Source organism: Dellaglioa sp. CoH-55-MRSF-6 (assembly GCF_056782215.1).
In genome coordinates this window covers 32,396-48,430 of record NZ_JBXAYJ010000001.1, presented here as the reverse complement: position 1 = coordinate 48,430, position 16,035 = coordinate 32,396, and the positions used below count along the sequence as shown (strand labels likewise).

The following is a 16,035-nucleotide window of genomic DNA, read 5'->3' as shown; positions in this document are numbered from 1 at the left end:
ATTTATCTGCTTGTAAAGTTATTAATAGATTCCCAGTGTAAATTCCTTGATTAATGTCAATTTATCAAATGCACTGTACTTAACTCTAGGCAAAAAAATCCCGCCATGATTGTCGAATGAAATTATATATTTCATCTGATAATCATGGCGGGATTTTTACAAAAAGGCAGATACCTTTTTAATCGTATTTTTTATAGATAATAGGTTAGGTCACTTGCTGGAGTCGGATAAGCTAAGATAAGTTTAGTAACATCTGTTTTTGATGTTTTGTTAGCAATTAATGGTGTTAGATAATTGATAAGTTCTTCCGCAATTGTGGTGTATGCGACAGCACCAACAAGTAAGTTGGATGATTTATCAAAGATAGTTGTCACAGATGCTTCAGATTCTTTAATTCGATTAAAGGAATACCAGTTAGTTGTCTCTTGTACTCTAATGTCATAATGTTCAGGTTCATTTTTAGCTTGTTCAATCGTAATGCCAACTTGAGATAGTTGTGGGCTGGCATAGACAGTCATTGGAATTGGTGGGTAAGCAATTGGACTATTCGATTTTTTAAGTAGTTGGTCTGCAACGTAATGACCTTCAAATGTTGAAACAGGTGTTAACTTAGGTTGTTTGCGTGAAACAATATCTCCAATGGCATAAATTCGATCATTTTTCGTTTTTAAGTGAGAATCCACAATAATACCATGTGAATCTGATTCAGCACCTGTAGCAGGTAGGTTTAATGTATTAACGTTAGGTTGACGGCCCATAGCTGAAATTGCCAAATCAACAGTTAAAGATAATCCCTTATCGTCTAACATCTGGAAGCCTAAAGGACCTTCTGTTATTTCTGTAATATTAGTGTCAAAGTGAAAATGGACACCATTAGTTTTCAAATTCTCAATGAGACGGGTTGTATATTCAATTGGAAATCCACGTAATATTTGACTATTATGTTGAATAATATGAACTTCTGAGCCAGCAATAGCAGCTATATTAGCAAGCTCAATTGAAACATAGCCAGCGCCAATAAAAGCTATTTTATCTGGTAATTCTTCAAGTGATAAAAAATCGGTACTTGTTTTTAGTAAATGACTGCCTGGAATATCAGGGACTACAGGTGACTGACCGGTCGCAATTACAAAATTATCGGCAGTGTAAGTTTCAGTATTAACGTTAATTTCTGACTTTGAAATAAACTTAGCAGATCCGTGAACAGTTTTAATATTTGCTGCAGATAAACCTGCTAGGGTATTGGCTGGAACTTTATCCGTATAAGCTGATTTAAAAGCCATTAATTTAGGCCAATCAATGATAGAACTGCCAGTTAGTCCGAAGCCTTGCATTGCTTCTTGGCGTTGTTTAGTTTCAACAGCAGAATAAAGCATTTTTTTTGGGTCACAACCTCGATTAGGACAAGTACCACCCCAAAGATCATTTTCAATAATGAGAACAGATTGCTTTTTACTTAAATCAAAAGCAGTAGAAAGACCACCAGGTCCAGCACCAATAATAATTGTATCGTAGTGTGATTGTTTCATAATTAATATCCCCCATAATAAATATTTAATAATTATACTGATACTAGCATAAAATTGAAAATTAATTAAAAATAATCGCTTAAAAATGTTTCATGTGAAACATTTTTAAAAAGAAAGCATAGCTTTTAAATTTTTAAAATAGTGACAGACAAAGTAATCCAGTATTAGAATATTTTATTTGATTATTAAAATCACAGAGGTTATAGTTTAAAAAGGGCGTTAAGTCAATGTATGTAAAGGATTTTAGCTATTTATTTAACTACAATTATTTGGGGGTCATTATATGACAGCAACAGTACTAAACGATATTACGAAGGTACTCATTTACACGATTGTATCGTATCCAATCGTTGGAGGCCTAGCCTTTATTGTATCGAGCCTTTATTATAGAATATTTATGGAGAAGAAGGAGCTCCCTAAATATTTAGAGAAGGGAGAACCATTCATTTCTATTTTTGTACCTGCTCATAATGAGGAACAATCAATAGAAGCAACAATTCGACATCTAGAGACTAAGTTAAATTATCCTCTAGATAAATATGAAGTTATTGTAATTAATGATGGTTCCACAGATAAAACCGGTGAGATTTTGGAGACGCTACAAGAGGAGTTCAAATCACGTTTAAGAACGATCACAATTATTAATAATCGTGGAAAAGCAGCTGGATTCAATATTGCATTGGCATTTGCTAAAGGCGAATTTATTTTATCCAATGATGCGGATTCAAAACCAGAAGTTGATGCCTTATGGAAATATATGTCATATTTTGAAAGAAAAGGTGGCAAGAATTTAGGCGCTGTCACTGGGAATATGTTACCAATTAATAAAACAACAATTGTAGCAGAAGCACAACAGAATGAATTAAATTCAATCATTGGCTTAATTAAGAGATCGCAATTATCTTATGGCGGTTTATTTGCTTTCTCAGGTGCAAATACAATGTATCGAAAAGCAGCCGTTTTAGATGTTGGTGGTTGGGAAGCTGAACAGCCAACAGAAGATATCGCAATTGCCTGGGACATGCAGGCATTAGGTTGGGTGGCTTATTTTGCGCCGCATATTCGCTTCTTTATGGATGTACCTGAAAAGCTAGGTGAACTAATTAAACAAAGACATAGATGGTCATCTGGTGGCGTTTATGTACTTCTAACGAAGACGTTACGCGTTCTACGTCATCCGATTAAACAATTTTCAAGTGTACCTATTATTATTGATTATGGATTAAGTGTTATTTGGTCAGTCTTTTATTGGTTAAGTATGATTGCATTTTTAGCAATTCAAATTATCTGTATTGTAAATGGTGATTGGTTACAGTTGAGCAATAACTTAGCGCTCGCCTGCATATTTATTTCAATAGAGGTCATTATTGGTTTGATTCAGTTAATCATGGCGTCATTTTTCAATGATAGTGGTAAATCTTTAAAATACGTTATTTTTGCGCCGTGGTATATCCTCATTTACTGGATGGTAAATACGTATACAATGGTAGCTGAGTTAATTCCGACAGTGCGTAAAATTATTACGGGTGAAGATGGTGGCGTATGGCATTCACCTGAACGTTCGGATAGTATTACAACAGATTTAGGAGGCGACGATGATGACAAAAAATAAGCCTGACTATATTGTGAACGAAGTAGATGAAGACGCATTGACGATTGATTGGTTTTTTGGTCAAAAAAATGTAAGTCTCAAACTAAGACAATTAGTATTAATAACAATTGGCTGGATTGCGTGCTTAGTACCAATCAGTATCACGGTTATCTTGATTTTATTTAAAGATAAGGCAATCCCAATTGATCAAACACTATTTACTGAGCTTTTTGATACGATTATAAATACATTCCTACAATACTATTTGTTTTTTATTGCGTTCTTTTTAATTTTGCATATTTATAATTTAATTCTTTCGAATAATCGTCTAAAAAATGATATAGAAAGTTATGATTCAAAATTATTAAAGAAACACACTGACTTAGCTGAAGAAATGTACTATTTAAAATATGGGCCACGAGATCATAGAGAGGGTCAAAATAAAATTATCATACAAGATTATGCCGATATTGGGACATTTGAATTAAGGCAACAATTTGATTACTTTGGAGATGAGGATGAAGATGATTTCTAAAGAGGATAAAAGATTATTAGATGAGATGGTTGTACGAGAAAGAAATATGAAGAAAAGACGTGACATTTCGGGCTTGATGTTACATAAATTAAGATTATTTAAGCGAAGATTAGTTACGTTTTTAACGGTTTTATCAACCGGAATCCTATTAGGACTTTATATGACATTTGAGCCATTCAAAATGTTGTCAGTTGTCAGTATTATAGAAGTTAATGTACTGGTAGCGGCAATTCTATTTCTATTTACGTCATACTTTTGGCAAATAATGCTCAAACACTGGCCATTAAAACATTTAATTAGTTGGTATAAAACTAAACTAAGAGTAACGTACGCGGGCCCACTGCTTGCTTCAAAAAGATGGTTACAGTTTTATTATAAAGATCGGGATATTTCACCGTATATCCCACAAATATTGTATTACCTACAAAATGAGTCTAAGTTAAAAACAGTTGATGAGGTATTAGCATTTATTGATGAAGGGGCACCTTCAGAAGTGGAAGAACATAATGTGTTAGATAAATTTAGACGATTTATTGGTGAAACAAATCAAATGGTCCTGAGTACTGCTACTGCAGATGGGATGCCATCGAGTCGTCAGATGCGATTTATTGTTTCACCTGATAAATCAAATGTTTGGTATTTTGGTTCAGCTCCGGAAACGCCTAAAATTGCTGAATTGGATTTAGGTAAAGCAGCTATTAATACAATTCCAACGAGTACAGGGATGACTATTGCTAGTAATAGGTTAAGTGTTAAGAGGTCAAAATATAAATTAGAAGATCTAGCAGAGTTGTATCGGGCACAGGTGCCAGGATTTATGGATGGATTACTGGAAGAAGATATAGAAAATGAGATTATTTATGAAATAGTGATCAAAAGTGCTCGATTAGATACTTGGACACAGCACGATCAAGTGAAATTTTAAAGGTATTATTAGCAATATTCATTGCTGATAATACCTTTTTTTAATAAATCAATTAAAAAAATAAACTTTTTACTTGATTTTCAACGTATTTATCTCTATATTTTGACACATAAATTACAGACGAATTATTAATAGATTAACTGTCACTAAGGGAATAAGAAGGTAATGGTGTATTTGATTTATTTTACATTTATTACGGAATATGATATTTATTACATTATTTCAAGATAATGATATTTGACTGAAATGCTTATGTAAAAACTAACTGATAGTATGAACCTCGTAAGATAAATAAGAAAAAAATAAATAAAAACGTTTAACTTAAAAGGAGAACTAAATATAATGAAATTAAATAAAAAGATGACAAAATTTTCAGTAGCAATGGTAGCAACAGTAGCAGCAGGTCTTGGACTTGCAGTTAAAGCAGCAGATGCTGATGTATATACTGTAAAATCAGGTGATACACTAAATAACATCTCAGCAACTTACGCTAACAAAACATCTAATGATGTCAGTGTTAACGCAATTGTTAAAGAAAATAAAATTAGTAACGCTAATTTAATTTATGTTGGTGAACAATTAACAATCAATACTGATACAGCTGCTAAAACAGCAAATACAGCATCAACAACAAATACAACAACTACTAAGGCAGCAACACCAGCTGCAACTCCTGCTAAAGCAGCAACAACAGTTGCACCAAAGAGTACAGTGTCAACAGCAACTGCAAGCACTACTGATTCATCAAGTGCTAAAGCATGGATTGCTAACAAAGAATCTGGTGGTTCATACTCAGCAAGAAATGGCCAATATATTGGTAAATACCAATTAAGTTCATCATATTTAAATGGTGATTACTCAGCTGCAAACCAAGAAAAAGTAGCTAACAATTACGTAACAAGTCGTTATGGTTCATGGAGTGCTGCAAAATCATTCTGGTTATCAAACGGTTGGTACTAAAATTTAAATTATAAAAATAAGAAGCTTTGGATAGGGATATAATTCCTTATTCAAAGCTTTTTTGTTACTTTAAATCTTATGTTAAAATGATAATGTCCAGTAACTAAATTACATGAATGAAAGTTGAGAATTGAATTGAAAAATTACGAATTTTTACTATTTGATATTGATGATACGTTACTTGATTTTGGGTTAACTGAAAAAGCTGCACTAGAAAAGCTTTTTTTAACGCAAAAAATAACATTAGATGATAAAATAAAACAAAATTATTTGAAATTTAATCAGCAGTTATGGCGCCAATATGAGCGTGGTAATTTAAAGCGGGATCAATTATTAGAAAATCGGTTTGCGATATTTTTCAAAAAACAGTTTAATAGAGTAGTTGATGGTAAAGAGTTGGCTAAACAGTATCAAGATAATCTGTCTGCCGGACATGAAAAAATGATGGGCGCAGATGAATTATTGGCATCAATAGATACAGCTAACTATCAATTGTCGATTATTACCAATGGCGTTGCAAACATGCAGTATAAACGATTAGCAGAATCAAAGTTAGATAAGTACTTTCCGCAAATATTTGTTTCGGAAATGACGGGTTATCAAAAACCAACGGTTGGCTTTTTTAACTATGCTTTTGACCATATTGCTGGATTTAATCCCGATAAGGCACTTATTATTGGTGATTCTTTAACATCAGATATTCAAGGTGGGAACAATGTTCACGTTGATACTGTCTGGTACAATCCGAAAAACATTAAAAATAAGACATCAATAAAAGCGACCTACGAAATTGATGATCTGTTAGCCATAAATAATATAATATAAGAATAATTATAAATCTTGGATTAGAGGAATGGTGAATAATGAAAGATGCTAAAATGATGAAAAATGTTAAAAAGATTATTACGTATGCTATTTTTGTGATTGCTACCTATTTTTTATTTTCACAAGTTTTATCAGTGTCAGAAATAGCAACGGATCGTTCCTTTATGGAGATTGCAAAAGCAGAACCAGTCGTATTTATTATTATCTTTTTTATAATTTATAGTTTATTTATGATAATTAGTATTGCTTTTTTCTATTTTTCTCATATTTTATTAAAAATTAAGGGAAAATATGATATTAGTTTACTTATTTTAAATTTTTTCACAGTTTTTTTAACAATATCAACGCTTGTTATTAAATCAGTTGGAGGGGCATTACCAACAGTAGTTATCAAAACTAGTTTATTTTTTATTTTAATATCGATGTCCTTATCAACGACTGCAAAATTATTAGCCTTACGAGAAGAACGACTAAAAAAAAGAAAAAAATAGGTTAAATATAGCAGTATTTTAAAGGAGGTACATATGAAAATTAAAGAGCGGTTGGATACGTTAAGTGATGCGATTATAGCCATTATTATAACCATTATGGTATTAGAGATGCCAATTGAGATAAAAAATGGGGAGATTAACTTTGTTGGTTTGTTTCAAGCCATTGGAATCTTTATTGTTAGTTTCTGTTTTGTTGCTAATATCTGGTATCAACATGCGGTCGCATTTTCGGAAGTAAATGAAGTACCAAATAAAATAATTGTGATGGATTTAATCTTAATGATGCTTTTATCGTTAATGCCAACCTTCACACGACTAATGACAAGTGATACTGTCAGAGAAACGGTTACAATGTATGGTGTTTTATATTTGTTAATTATTTATCTATTCAGGGAAATTGTAAAAGAAATTATTCATCAAAAATATACAGAAAAATCTGATATGAAAAAAGTATATGTAACCATTTATGGCAGACATAACACAGAAACCGGATTATTAATATTAGCTTTAATTCTTATAGGCTGGTTTTTCCCTAAAATAACGTTAGTCTTTTTTATTATCATACCAATTCGTTCATTTATTACTAATAGTGCAGATAACAGTGAATTTACTAATATTAGTCAAATGGAACCTAAAGGTACTGAGGCATTCTTAGAGATGACACCTGAAGATAGAGAAAAATTAAAACCAATTATTACGACACTTAGAAAAGAAATAAAACAACAAGATCCTGATGCGTGGGAGAATTTTACAGAGGATGCTGAAGAGGCACTCGACGTTAGTGAAGGAACGATACTTAGATGGTTTCGTCAATATCGTCAAGCATTTGAGGATTCACAAAATACGCGAAGAAAAAATATAAAGTATGGTAGAGACCAATTAAGTAGAGAAGATGATTAATAGTAAACTGTCCGTCCAATTTTGGAAAGGGCAGTTTTTAATTACAAAAAACCCCTATACTAGACTGATATTTCAGTATCTAATATAGGGGGATTGTTATTATTATTGTGCCATAAAATCTTTTAACCAATTTTTACCTTCAACGAAACGCGTAACAAGCATTGCAGTAGCAGTATTTCCTGTTGAATTTAATAAAGTTGCGGGAATATCAATGATGGTTGTAATAATTAGAATTAATGGAAGAGCAGCCATTGGGAAACCGAAGATTGAACAAATTAAGGTTTCGGCAACCATACCACCACCTGGAATAGCGCCCATCACGACACCAACCAAGAATGAAACACAGATAATCATAATCATATTATTTAAACTCGTGATATCTTTACCAAAAACGGCAAATAAAAATGTTGTTTTTAAGATGCCACCAATAACAGAGCCATCCTTGTGCGTATTTGCACCTAATGGGATGATCGTATTTGCGATATCTTCGCTCACGCCCATTTTTTTAGAATACTCTAGGTTAACAGGGATACATGCAGCTGAAGAACTTGTTGCAATTGCTGTAACAGCAGGAGCTGAGACATTTTTCCAAAAAATCATAAAACCGGCTTTGCCACCTGCGATAAATGCATAGAAACTCATCATCACAAAGAAGTAGAAAGCTGTAATACCTAAGTAAAGAATGAAACTGCGCAAATATCCGGCAGCAATCTGAGGTCCTAAATTACCGATAATATTGGCAAAGAAACAACCTAAACCAATTGGCGCGTAGATCATCACATATTTAACCATCCGCATAACTACTACGTTTCCAGCTGATAAAAATTTTGTAAATACACTAGATTCTTTACCGGTTGCTGAAGCAGCTGTACCCATTAAAATCGAAAAGATAATTAGTTGTAACATATTATCTTTTGATAATAAATGATAAAAGTCATTAACGGTGAATGTATTAACTAATGTTTCTAAACCAGATGATTTTGTTGATGTATCTTTAACAGTACCCATCAAACCTTTAATCGTATCAACGTTGACGCCGTGAATAGGGTTAAAGAGACGAACACCGATATACCCAATAACACCAGCAATGAAAGCCGTTGTTAGGAAGACAATTAATGTTGTAATCATGATTTTACCAAGTCGTTTCATTTCAGACATTTCTGCGATGGCAGATGAAATACTGAAAAAAACAAGTGGAACTAAAATCATGTACATTAGATTTAGAAAAAGATCTCCTAAAGGTTTAAGGACAGCAGCTTGTTCTTTAAAGATTAAGCCGACAATCCCACCTATGATTAGACCCGAGAGTAATAATAAAGATGTTTTGTAGCGATTAAAAAAAGTAGTCATAAAAAATCCCCTTAAATAATTAGTCTAAAGTCATAAACACTAGTATATCAATTGTTTTGTTTAAAAGCTAAGTTAAAAAAAGGAAACGAATAATATGCAAAAACAAATGAGTTTAATCAATATTAAAAAATGAGATAGTATTAGTTAATAATGAGTATTTAACCGATTATACTAATTTGAAAGATAGCTTATTGACGGGTTAAATACATTAGTTTACAATTGTAATCATAAGACCAATGAAAGAAGGGCAATACTAATGAATAATAAAAAAATAATTGAAATTAGCGACGCTGAGTGGGAAGTTATGCGTGTTATCTGGACATTAGGTCAGAGTACTAGTAATGAAATATTTAAGAATTTAAAAGAAAAAAAGAATTGGCAAATGCCAACAATAAAAACATTATTGGGTCGATTAGTAAAAAAGGGTGCATTATCTGCTGATAAAGAGGGCCGAGCATTCATATACAAACCCCTAATAGAAGAACAAACGACGATGGATCATGTTAGTCAGTTATTATTTGAACATATGTGCCAAATGAAAATTGGCTCAACAATTGCCGATTTATTAAGTGAAGTTGAGTTAAGCCAATCAGATATTGTGAAACTACAAAGTGTGATTGATGAAAAAAGTAAAAATGCACCAGAAATGGTTGAATGTAACTGCTTAGCTGAAAAAATGATGTAAATGTTTCATGTGAAACATTATAAAATTTAATCTGATCCTTTATCTTAATTGTCTAATGAGATTAAAAAAGATGAGAATAGGAGTGTTTGATTTTGAATATTAAAAAAGTAAGTGAGAAGTTTGATTTACCGACTGCGACGTTACGATATTATGAGGAAGTAGGACTTATTCCCACTGTATCACGGAATACAAGCGGGTATCGGGACTATGATGAAATCGATTTAGAATGGGTTAATTTTGCAAAACATATGCGTCAAACGGGGATTTCAATCAACATTTTAAAAGAATATGCTGACCTAACGCAACAAGGTGAGGCCACTGAAGAGCAACGTAAACAGATTTTGATTAAACAGCAACGATTATTAGGTGAACAAATCGCGGCGATGCAAGATACTTATAATTTTTTAGATAATAAAATTGAAACGTACGAAAATCATGTAAAACAGATGTTAAAAATGACCGATAAATAAAAAGCTTGCCTTCAAGTCGACTTGAAGGTTTATTATAAACCTATATTAGATATAGGAGGAACATTTTATAATGATTAAGCAAATTAACTTACGAAAAAAATTCAATTTAAATGAACAAATAACCCTACAAAATAAACTTGTGATGGCACCTATGACAACATGGGCAAGTAACGATGATCAAACAGTTTCTGAAGCAGAAATTAGTTATTACGAACAACGTGCAAAACAGGTCGGAATGGTTATCACAGGTTCGAGCCATGTACAAGAAAATGGTGTTGGATTTGATCATGAAATTGGTGTTTATGAAGATCGATTTATACCAGGTTTGACGAAGTTAGCCACAGCTATTAAGGCCGGTGGGGCAAAGGCCATCTTACAATTAAATCATGCTGGAAATAAGGCATTACCAGAATTAATTACAAATCATGACGTTGTTAGTGCGAGTCCAGTACCAGCACCAAAAACACCATTTGCTCCAGCACAGACACCTCGAGAATTGGCAGAAGAAGAGCTAATACAAGTTATAAAGGCTTTCGGAACAGCAACTAAACGTGCAATTCAAGCAGGTTTTGATGGTATTGAAATTCACGGTGCCCATGGATTTCTAATTCAAAATTTTCTTTCACCACACTATAATCATCGGACTGATCAGTGGGGCGGATCATTAGAAAATAGATTACGATTTGCTATGGCAGTAGTTGATGAAGTTCAACGAGTGGCTGATGAAAATACGACTAAAGAATTTATTATCGGTTACCGAATTACACTTGAAGAACGTGAAACAGATGGTCTTAAATTAGAAGATACAGAAGCTTTGATAACGAATTTAGTTGCTAAACAGGTGAGTTATTTGCACCTTTCGTTGGGTGATGCGTTAACTGATGGTCCAAAGGGTGGTGAACCCTATATTCAAAGAGTTTCTCAACTAGTTAATCAACGGGTACCAATCGTGGCAGCCGGCTCATTAAATACTTTTGATAGAGCAACGACAGCATTAAAATCGGGATTAGATTTAGTTGCTGTTGGGTCAGCATTAGTTGCAAATCCTAATTTGCTAAATCAAGAAAAATGGCAATTAACGTTATCGATGAGTGATCCTAGTATCCCTAAGTTAATGTTAAAAAAAATCCAAGCGCTGGGTAGCACATTTGGATTTACCTTAGTAGATTAGATAATTTATTAAAAACTGTAATATCTGTTGTTGATGATAGGAAAACCTATTACTGGCAACAGATTTTTTATGTTATAAAATTAAAAGTTCAGATTTGTCATTTTAATATATTTAAACAGACACTGGCTTAATTTTTAATTTCTGTTATTATTTAGGACGTTAAGACAAATAATATAGATTGGAGAATGATAACTTATGGAAATTGCAGGATTTGGCGTTGAAGAGTGGTTAAATGTCTATGAATCTAAAGCTACGTATGATATTGCACAAAGAACGGTTTCATCGATGACAATGAACGAATTATTAAATATTGGTCAAGAAAATGGTCAGGATTTTTATCGTGATTTAGATGCACAAAAGATGAATTATGGTTGGATTGAGGGGTCCCCAGCTTTTAAAGCAGAGGTTAGCAAACTTTATAAAGCGGTTTCGCCGGAACAAGTTTTACAAACTAATGGTGCAACAGGAGCAAATCAACTGGCACTATACGCGTTGATTGAACCTGGTGATCATGTGATTTCTATGTATCCTAGTTATCAGCAACTCTATGATATTCCTAAATCATTAGGAGCTGAAGTCGATTTTTGGAATATTTCTGAAAAAAATCAATGGATGCCTGATTTGGATGAATTACGAGCAATTATTCGACCAGATACTAAAATGATTTGTTTAAATAATGCGAATAACCCAACGGGAACAGTAATTGAAACTAAACTAATGACTGAAATCGTTAAAATTGCAAAAGAAGTCGGCGCATATGTATTAGTTGATGAGGTCTATTTACCTTTAGATGATACAACGGACGTAAGTTCAATTGTTGATTTATATGACAAAGGTATTGCGACGAATAGTTTATCAAAAACCTATTCAACTCCCGGTATTAGAATCGGTTGGACGGTTGCTAGTCCAGCTGTTACAGATATTTTTAGAAAATACCGTGATTATACGATGATTTGTGCAGGTGTATTTAATGACCAAATGGCTGTTCATATTTTAAAAAATAAAGAATTAGTATTGGATAGAAATCGACAAATTGTGAAACGAAATTTAAAAATTTTAAGTGATTGGGTGGAAAATGAGCCAGCAGTTAGCTTAGTAGTGCCAAAATCTGTCTCGACTTCATTTATAAAATTTGAAACAATTGAAGATGATGAACAATTTTGTCAAAAATTATTAAAAGATTATGGGGTTTTATTAGTACCTGGAAGCCGATTTGGTGTGCCAGGACATGCAAGATTAGGTTACTGTGCTAAAGAATCCGTTTTAGTAGAAGGATTAAAACGCTTGTCACAAGCATTACATGAATAAGTTTAGTGCATCAAAGAGAGATAAAAAGTAGATTTACAAGTTACTTTTTATCTCTCTTTTTGTGGAAAGTAAAATTAGATGATAAATCAAAAAGTGTGAGCTGGTTCACACTTTTAATGTAACCGATTTCACACCAGAAACTGTAGACTGTTGATATACTCCAAGCGAAACGACCGGCAGAGGAGGGTGTCATGATAAAAATACAGTAAAAGGATAACGCCGCTATCTATTTGGTATAAAACAATTAAAGGAGGAAATTATAATGGATTCAACGACAACAATGGAAAAGGTACCTAAAAAGAAATTTAAGTTAAAAATGCCCGGCGCTTTTGTTATTTTATTTATATTAACGATTGTTGCAGTTATGGCAACATGGATTATTCCAGCGGGCTCTTACTCTAAATTATCTTATGATCAGGCAAGTACGGAATTAAAAATTACCGATGCGCATGGGAATGTAAAAAAAGTTCCTGCGACACAAAATCAATTGGATAAACTTCATGTCAAAATTGATATTAAACAATTTACATCAGGTGGTATTACGGCAGCAGTATCAATACCTAATACATATCAGCGATTGAAGCAAAATCCGGCAGGACCAGCTGATATCACAAATAGTATGGTTAACGGGACAATTGAAGCCGTAGATATTATGGTCTTTATTTTAGTCCTGGGTGGTTTAATTGGTGTTGTTAAAGTCAGCGGCGCGTTTGAATCAGGTTTAATTGCGCTAACTAAGAAAACCAAAGGTCATGAATTTTTATCAATTTTCTTTGTTTCAATTTTAATGGTTTTAGGCGGAACTCTTTGCGGGATTGAAGAAGAGGCAGTGGCCTTCTATCCAATATTGGTACCAGTATTTATCGCGATGGGCTATGATTCGATAGTCTGCGTGGGGGCAATTTTCTTATCCAGTTCTATTGGGACCACATTCTCTACGATTAATCCGTTCTCAGTTGTTATTGCGTCAAATGCAGCCGGAATTGATTTTACGCAAGGTATGATTTGGCGGATTGTTGGTTTGATTGTCGGGTCTATTTTCTTAATTATTTATTTAGGACGTTATAGTAAAAAGGTTAAGGATGATCCAACAGCTTCAATTACTTATGAAGATAGTAAAGACTTTAATCGATTATGGTCAGTATCTTCAGGTGAAGGTGGTAATAAATCAGTTTTCACTATTCGTAAGAAAATTATTCTATTATTATTTGTTGTGACATTCCCAATCATGGTTTGGGGCGTTATGGCAAAAGGTTGGTGGTTCCCAACGATGGCATCTTCATTCTTGGTATTTGCTATCGCCATTATGTTCTTAACAGGTACAGGTCGAGATGGTCTAGGTGAAAAGGGTGTCATTGATGCTTTTGTCAGTGGTGCATCTAGTTTAGTTGGGGTGTCATTTATTATTGGACTTGCCAGAGGGATAAATATCGTGTTAAATCAAGGATTGATTTCAGATACCATTCTTCAATATGCGTCATCTTTAGTTGTTGGCGTAAGTGGACCAATTTTCATAATTATCATGATGGTTATTTTCTTCTTCCTTGGATTTATCGTACCTTCTTCATCCGGATTAGCCGTTTTAGCAATGCCAATATTTGCGCCATTAGCTGATTCTGCAGATATTCCAAGATTTATTGTCGTTTCTGCTTATCAATTTGGACAGTATGCAATGCTTTTCTTAGCACCAACAGGGTTAGTTATGGCAACACTTCAAATGTTAAATATCAGATATTCGCACTGGGTAAAATTCGTTTGGCCCGTCGTTGTCTTTGTTCTATTATTTGGTGGTGCACTCTTAGTATTACAAGTCTTAATTTATTAAAGTAAGAATTATCATAAAAATAATGTACTTTTAATGTTTCTCATTTAATAATTTTAAAAACACGGTAGTGGAAGCGTTTTATAAATGTAATATACGATATTGAACCGTAAGAATCCTCATAATGAGAAATAGTTCACATTATAGGTGTAAGCGTTTACTAATATAGGCTAATTATTCCTGTTATGCTATGCATGTAATAAATATATGGGAGGTAATCATTATGACAAGTCCAGTACACGTAACATCAGAAATCGGAACTCTTAAAACAGTTTTGTTAAAGAGACCCGGTAAAGAAGTTGAAAACTTAACACCAGATATCATGGGTCGTCTTTTATTTGACGATATTCCATACTTACCTGAAATTCAAAGAGAACATGATTTTTTCGCAAAAACATTGCAAGACAATGGCGTTGAAACAATTTATCTTGAAACATTGGCTGCAGAAGCTTTAGATGCAGGAAATGTAAAAGAAGAATTCTTGGAAAAAATGTTAGATGAATCAGGTTTAGTTTCTAGCACACTCCATGCTGCATTGAAAGAATATTTACTTTCAATGGAAACACAAGATATGGTTGATAAAATTATGGCTGGCGTTAGAACAAATGAAATCGATTACAAGTCAAATGCTTTAGTTGATTTAAGTTCTTCTGAAGACTATCCATTCTTTATGGATCCAATGCCTAACCTTTACTTTACACGTGACCCAGCAGCATCAATGGGTGATGGTTTAACAATTAACCGTATGACATTCGCTGCACGTCGTCGCGAATCATTATTTATGGAATACATTATGGAATACCATCCACGTTTTGCTAATAAAGGCGTAAACGTATGGCGTAGTCGTAACCATCTCGACCGTATGGAAGGTGGAGACGAATTAATTTTAAACGACCACGTTCTTGCAATTGGTATTTCGCAACGTACTTCAGCTCGTTCAATCGAAGAATTAGCACAAGTATTATTTGCAAAACACAGTGGCTTTGATAAGATTCTAGCAATTAAAATCCCTAATAACCGTGCAATGATGCATTTGGATACAGTGTTCACAATGATTGATTACGATAAATTTACAATTCATCCAGGAATCCAAGATAATGGCGGAAACGTTGATACATTTATCTTAGAACCAGGTAAAGATAACCACATTAACATTTCACATCGTACAGACTTACAAAATGTCTTACGTGAAGTCTTAAAAGTACCAGAACTTATCTTAATTCCAGTTGGTAACGGCGATGCAGTAGTTGCACCTCGTGAACAATGGAATGATGGTTCAAATACATTGGCAATCGCTCCTAATACAGTTGTAACTTATAATCGTAACTACGTTTCAAATGAAGTCCTAAGAAGTTATGGAATTAAAGTTATTGAAGTTATTTCAGCCGAATTATCACGAGGTCGTGGTGGTCCACGTTGTATGAGTATGCCTATCGTTCGTGAAGACTTAAAAAAATAAAATTTAAAAAAGGT

General features: G+C 33.4%; 15 protein-coding genes. 13 read left to right on the top strand and 2 right to left on the bottom strand.

The genetic code is table 11. The features are described from left to right. Window positions 1-191: 191 nt before the first annotated feature. A complete protein-coding gene (locus AC1RPK_RS00225) occupies window positions 192-1,529 on the bottom strand; it encodes a dihydrolipoyl dehydrogenase family protein (protein WP_481761098.1) in 1,338 nt (445 codons plus the stop codon). A 283-nt stretch (window positions 1,530-1,812) separates the two neighbouring features. Between AC1RPK_RS00225 and AC1RPK_RS00220 the strand changes: the two genes are divergently transcribed. From AC1RPK_RS00220 to AC1RPK_RS00190, 7 genes are all read left to right on the top strand, one after another. Further along, entirely contained in the window at window positions 1,813-3,141 is a 1,329-nt protein-coding gene (locus AC1RPK_RS00220) for a glycosyltransferase family 2 protein (RefSeq protein WP_409021868.1), read from the top strand. Beyond that, window positions 3,128-3,655: a hypothetical protein gene (locus tag AC1RPK_RS00215; protein WP_481761099.1), complete on the top strand. Its 528-nt coding sequence runs from the start codon at window positions 3,128-3,130 to the stop codon at window positions 3,653-3,655. Before AC1RPK_RS00220 ends, AC1RPK_RS00215 begins: the two co-directional genes overlap by 14 nt. Next, complete coding sequence (locus tag AC1RPK_RS00210) at window positions 3,645-4,580, top strand: pyridoxamine 5'-phosphate oxidase family protein (protein ID WP_481761100.1); 936 nt, start codon at window positions 3,645-3,647, stop codon at window positions 4,578-4,580. Before AC1RPK_RS00215 ends, AC1RPK_RS00210 begins: the two co-directional genes overlap by 11 nt. 342 nt (window positions 4,581-4,922) lie before the next feature. After that, entirely contained in the window at window positions 4,923-5,540 is a 618-nt protein-coding gene (gene apf / locus AC1RPK_RS00205) for an aggregation-promoting factor (RefSeq protein WP_481761101.1), read from the top strand. 135 nt (window positions 5,541-5,675) lie between these two features. Next, window positions 5,676-6,365 (top strand): YjjG family noncanonical pyrimidine nucleotidase, encoded by a 690-nt coding sequence (locus tag AC1RPK_RS00200; RefSeq protein WP_481762165.1) that lies wholly within the window; start codon window positions 5,676-5,678, stop codon window positions 6,363-6,365. A gap of 38 nt (window positions 6,366-6,403) precedes the next feature. Beyond that, complete coding sequence (locus AC1RPK_RS00195) at window positions 6,404-6,856, top strand: hypothetical protein (protein WP_481761103.1); 453 nt, start codon at window positions 6,404-6,406, stop codon at window positions 6,854-6,856. 33 nt (window positions 6,857-6,889) lie between these two features. After that, complete coding sequence (locus AC1RPK_RS00190) at window positions 6,890-7,756, top strand: TMEM175 family protein (protein ID WP_481761104.1); 867 nt, start codon at window positions 6,890-6,892, stop codon at window positions 7,754-7,756. Window positions 7,757-7,858: 102 nt separating this feature from the next. Here AC1RPK_RS00190 and AC1RPK_RS00185 read toward each other — a convergent pair whose 3' ends face one another. Next, window positions 7,859-9,106, bottom strand: a complete 1,248-nt coding sequence (locus AC1RPK_RS00185) for a dicarboxylate/amino acid:cation symporter (protein ID WP_481761105.1) — start codon at window positions 9,104-9,106, stop codon at window positions 7,859-7,861. Window positions 9,107-9,362: 256 nt separating this feature from the next. On the opposite strand from AC1RPK_RS00185, the gene AC1RPK_RS00180 reads away from it, so the two are divergent. From AC1RPK_RS00180 to arcA, 6 genes are all read left to right on the top strand, one after another. Beyond that, a complete protein-coding gene (locus AC1RPK_RS00180) occupies window positions 9,363-9,791 on the top strand; it encodes a CopY/TcrY family copper transport repressor (protein ID WP_481761106.1) in 429 nt (142 codons plus the stop codon). 92 nt (window positions 9,792-9,883) lie between these two features. Beyond that, window positions 9,884-10,261, top strand: coding sequence for a MerR family transcriptional regulator (locus AC1RPK_RS00175; protein WP_481761107.1), 378 nt, complete (start codon window positions 9,884-9,886; stop codon window positions 10,259-10,261). A gap of 70 nt (window positions 10,262-10,331) precedes the next feature. Further along, window positions 10,332-11,432, top strand: a complete 1,101-nt coding sequence (locus AC1RPK_RS00170; protein ID WP_481761108.1) for an NADH-dependent flavin oxidoreductase — start codon at window positions 10,332-10,334, stop codon at window positions 11,430-11,432. Between the two features lie 195 nt (window positions 11,433-11,627). Then, the gene (locus AC1RPK_RS00165; protein ID WP_481761109.1) at window positions 11,628-12,740 is read left to right on the top strand and encodes an aminotransferase; all 1,113 of its coding nucleotides are present in this window, start codon (window positions 11,628-11,630) and stop codon (window positions 12,738-12,740) included. A 262-nt stretch (window positions 12,741-13,002) separates the two neighbouring features. Continuing rightward, window positions 13,003-14,565 carry a YfcC family protein gene (locus AC1RPK_RS00160; RefSeq protein WP_481761110.1) on the top strand — a complete coding sequence of 521 codons (1,563 nt, stop codon included), beginning with the start codon at window positions 13,003-13,005 and terminating at the stop codon, window positions 14,563-14,565. A 220-nt stretch (window positions 14,566-14,785) separates the two neighbouring features. Next, complete coding sequence (gene arcA / locus AC1RPK_RS00155) at window positions 14,786-16,021, top strand: arginine deiminase (protein WP_409021880.1); 1,236 nt, start codon at window positions 14,786-14,788, stop codon at window positions 16,019-16,021. Window positions 16,022-16,035 lie beyond the last annotated feature (14 nt).

Excerpts from the sequence above, each read along its gene's own strand:
- AC1RPK_RS00225 (WP_481761098.1), bottom strand. The coding sequence starts at position 1,529 with ATGAAACAATCACACTACGATACAATTATTATTGGTGCTGGACCTGGT.
- AC1RPK_RS00220 (WP_409021868.1), top strand. The coding sequence starts at position 1,813 with ATGACAGCAACAGTACTAAACGATATTACGAAGGTACTCATTTACACG.
- AC1RPK_RS00215 (WP_481761099.1), top strand. The coding sequence starts at position 3,128 with ATGACAAAAAATAAGCCTGACTATATTGTGAACGAAGTAGATGAAGAC.
- AC1RPK_RS00210 (WP_481761100.1), top strand. The coding sequence starts at position 3,645 with ATGATTTCTAAAGAGGATAAAAGATTATTAGATGAGATGGTTGTACGA.
- apf (WP_481761101.1), top strand. The coding sequence starts at position 4,923 with ATGAAATTAAATAAAAAGATGACAAAATTTTCAGTAGCAATGGTAGCA.
- AC1RPK_RS00195 (WP_481761103.1), top strand. The coding sequence starts at position 6,404 with ATGAAAGATGCTAAAATGATGAAAAATGTTAAAAAGATTATTACGTAT.
- AC1RPK_RS00190 (WP_481761104.1), top strand. The coding sequence starts at position 6,890 with ATGAAAATTAAAGAGCGGTTGGATACGTTAAGTGATGCGATTATAGCC.
- AC1RPK_RS00185 (WP_481761105.1), bottom strand. The coding sequence starts at position 9,106 with ATGACTACTTTTTTTAATCGCTACAAAACATCTTTATTATTACTCTCG.
- AC1RPK_RS00180 (WP_481761106.1), top strand. The coding sequence starts at position 9,363 with ATGAATAATAAAAAAATAATTGAAATTAGCGACGCTGAGTGGGAAGTT.
- AC1RPK_RS00170 (WP_481761108.1), top strand. The coding sequence starts at position 10,332 with ATGATTAAGCAAATTAACTTACGAAAAAAATTCAATTTAAATGAACAA.
- AC1RPK_RS00165 (WP_481761109.1), top strand. The coding sequence starts at position 11,628 with ATGGAAATTGCAGGATTTGGCGTTGAAGAGTGGTTAAATGTCTATGAA.
- AC1RPK_RS00160 (WP_481761110.1), top strand. The coding sequence starts at position 13,003 with ATGGATTCAACGACAACAATGGAAAAGGTACCTAAAAAGAAATTTAAG.
- arcA (WP_409021880.1), top strand. The coding sequence starts at position 14,786 with ATGACAAGTCCAGTACACGTAACATCAGAAATCGGAACTCTTAAAACA.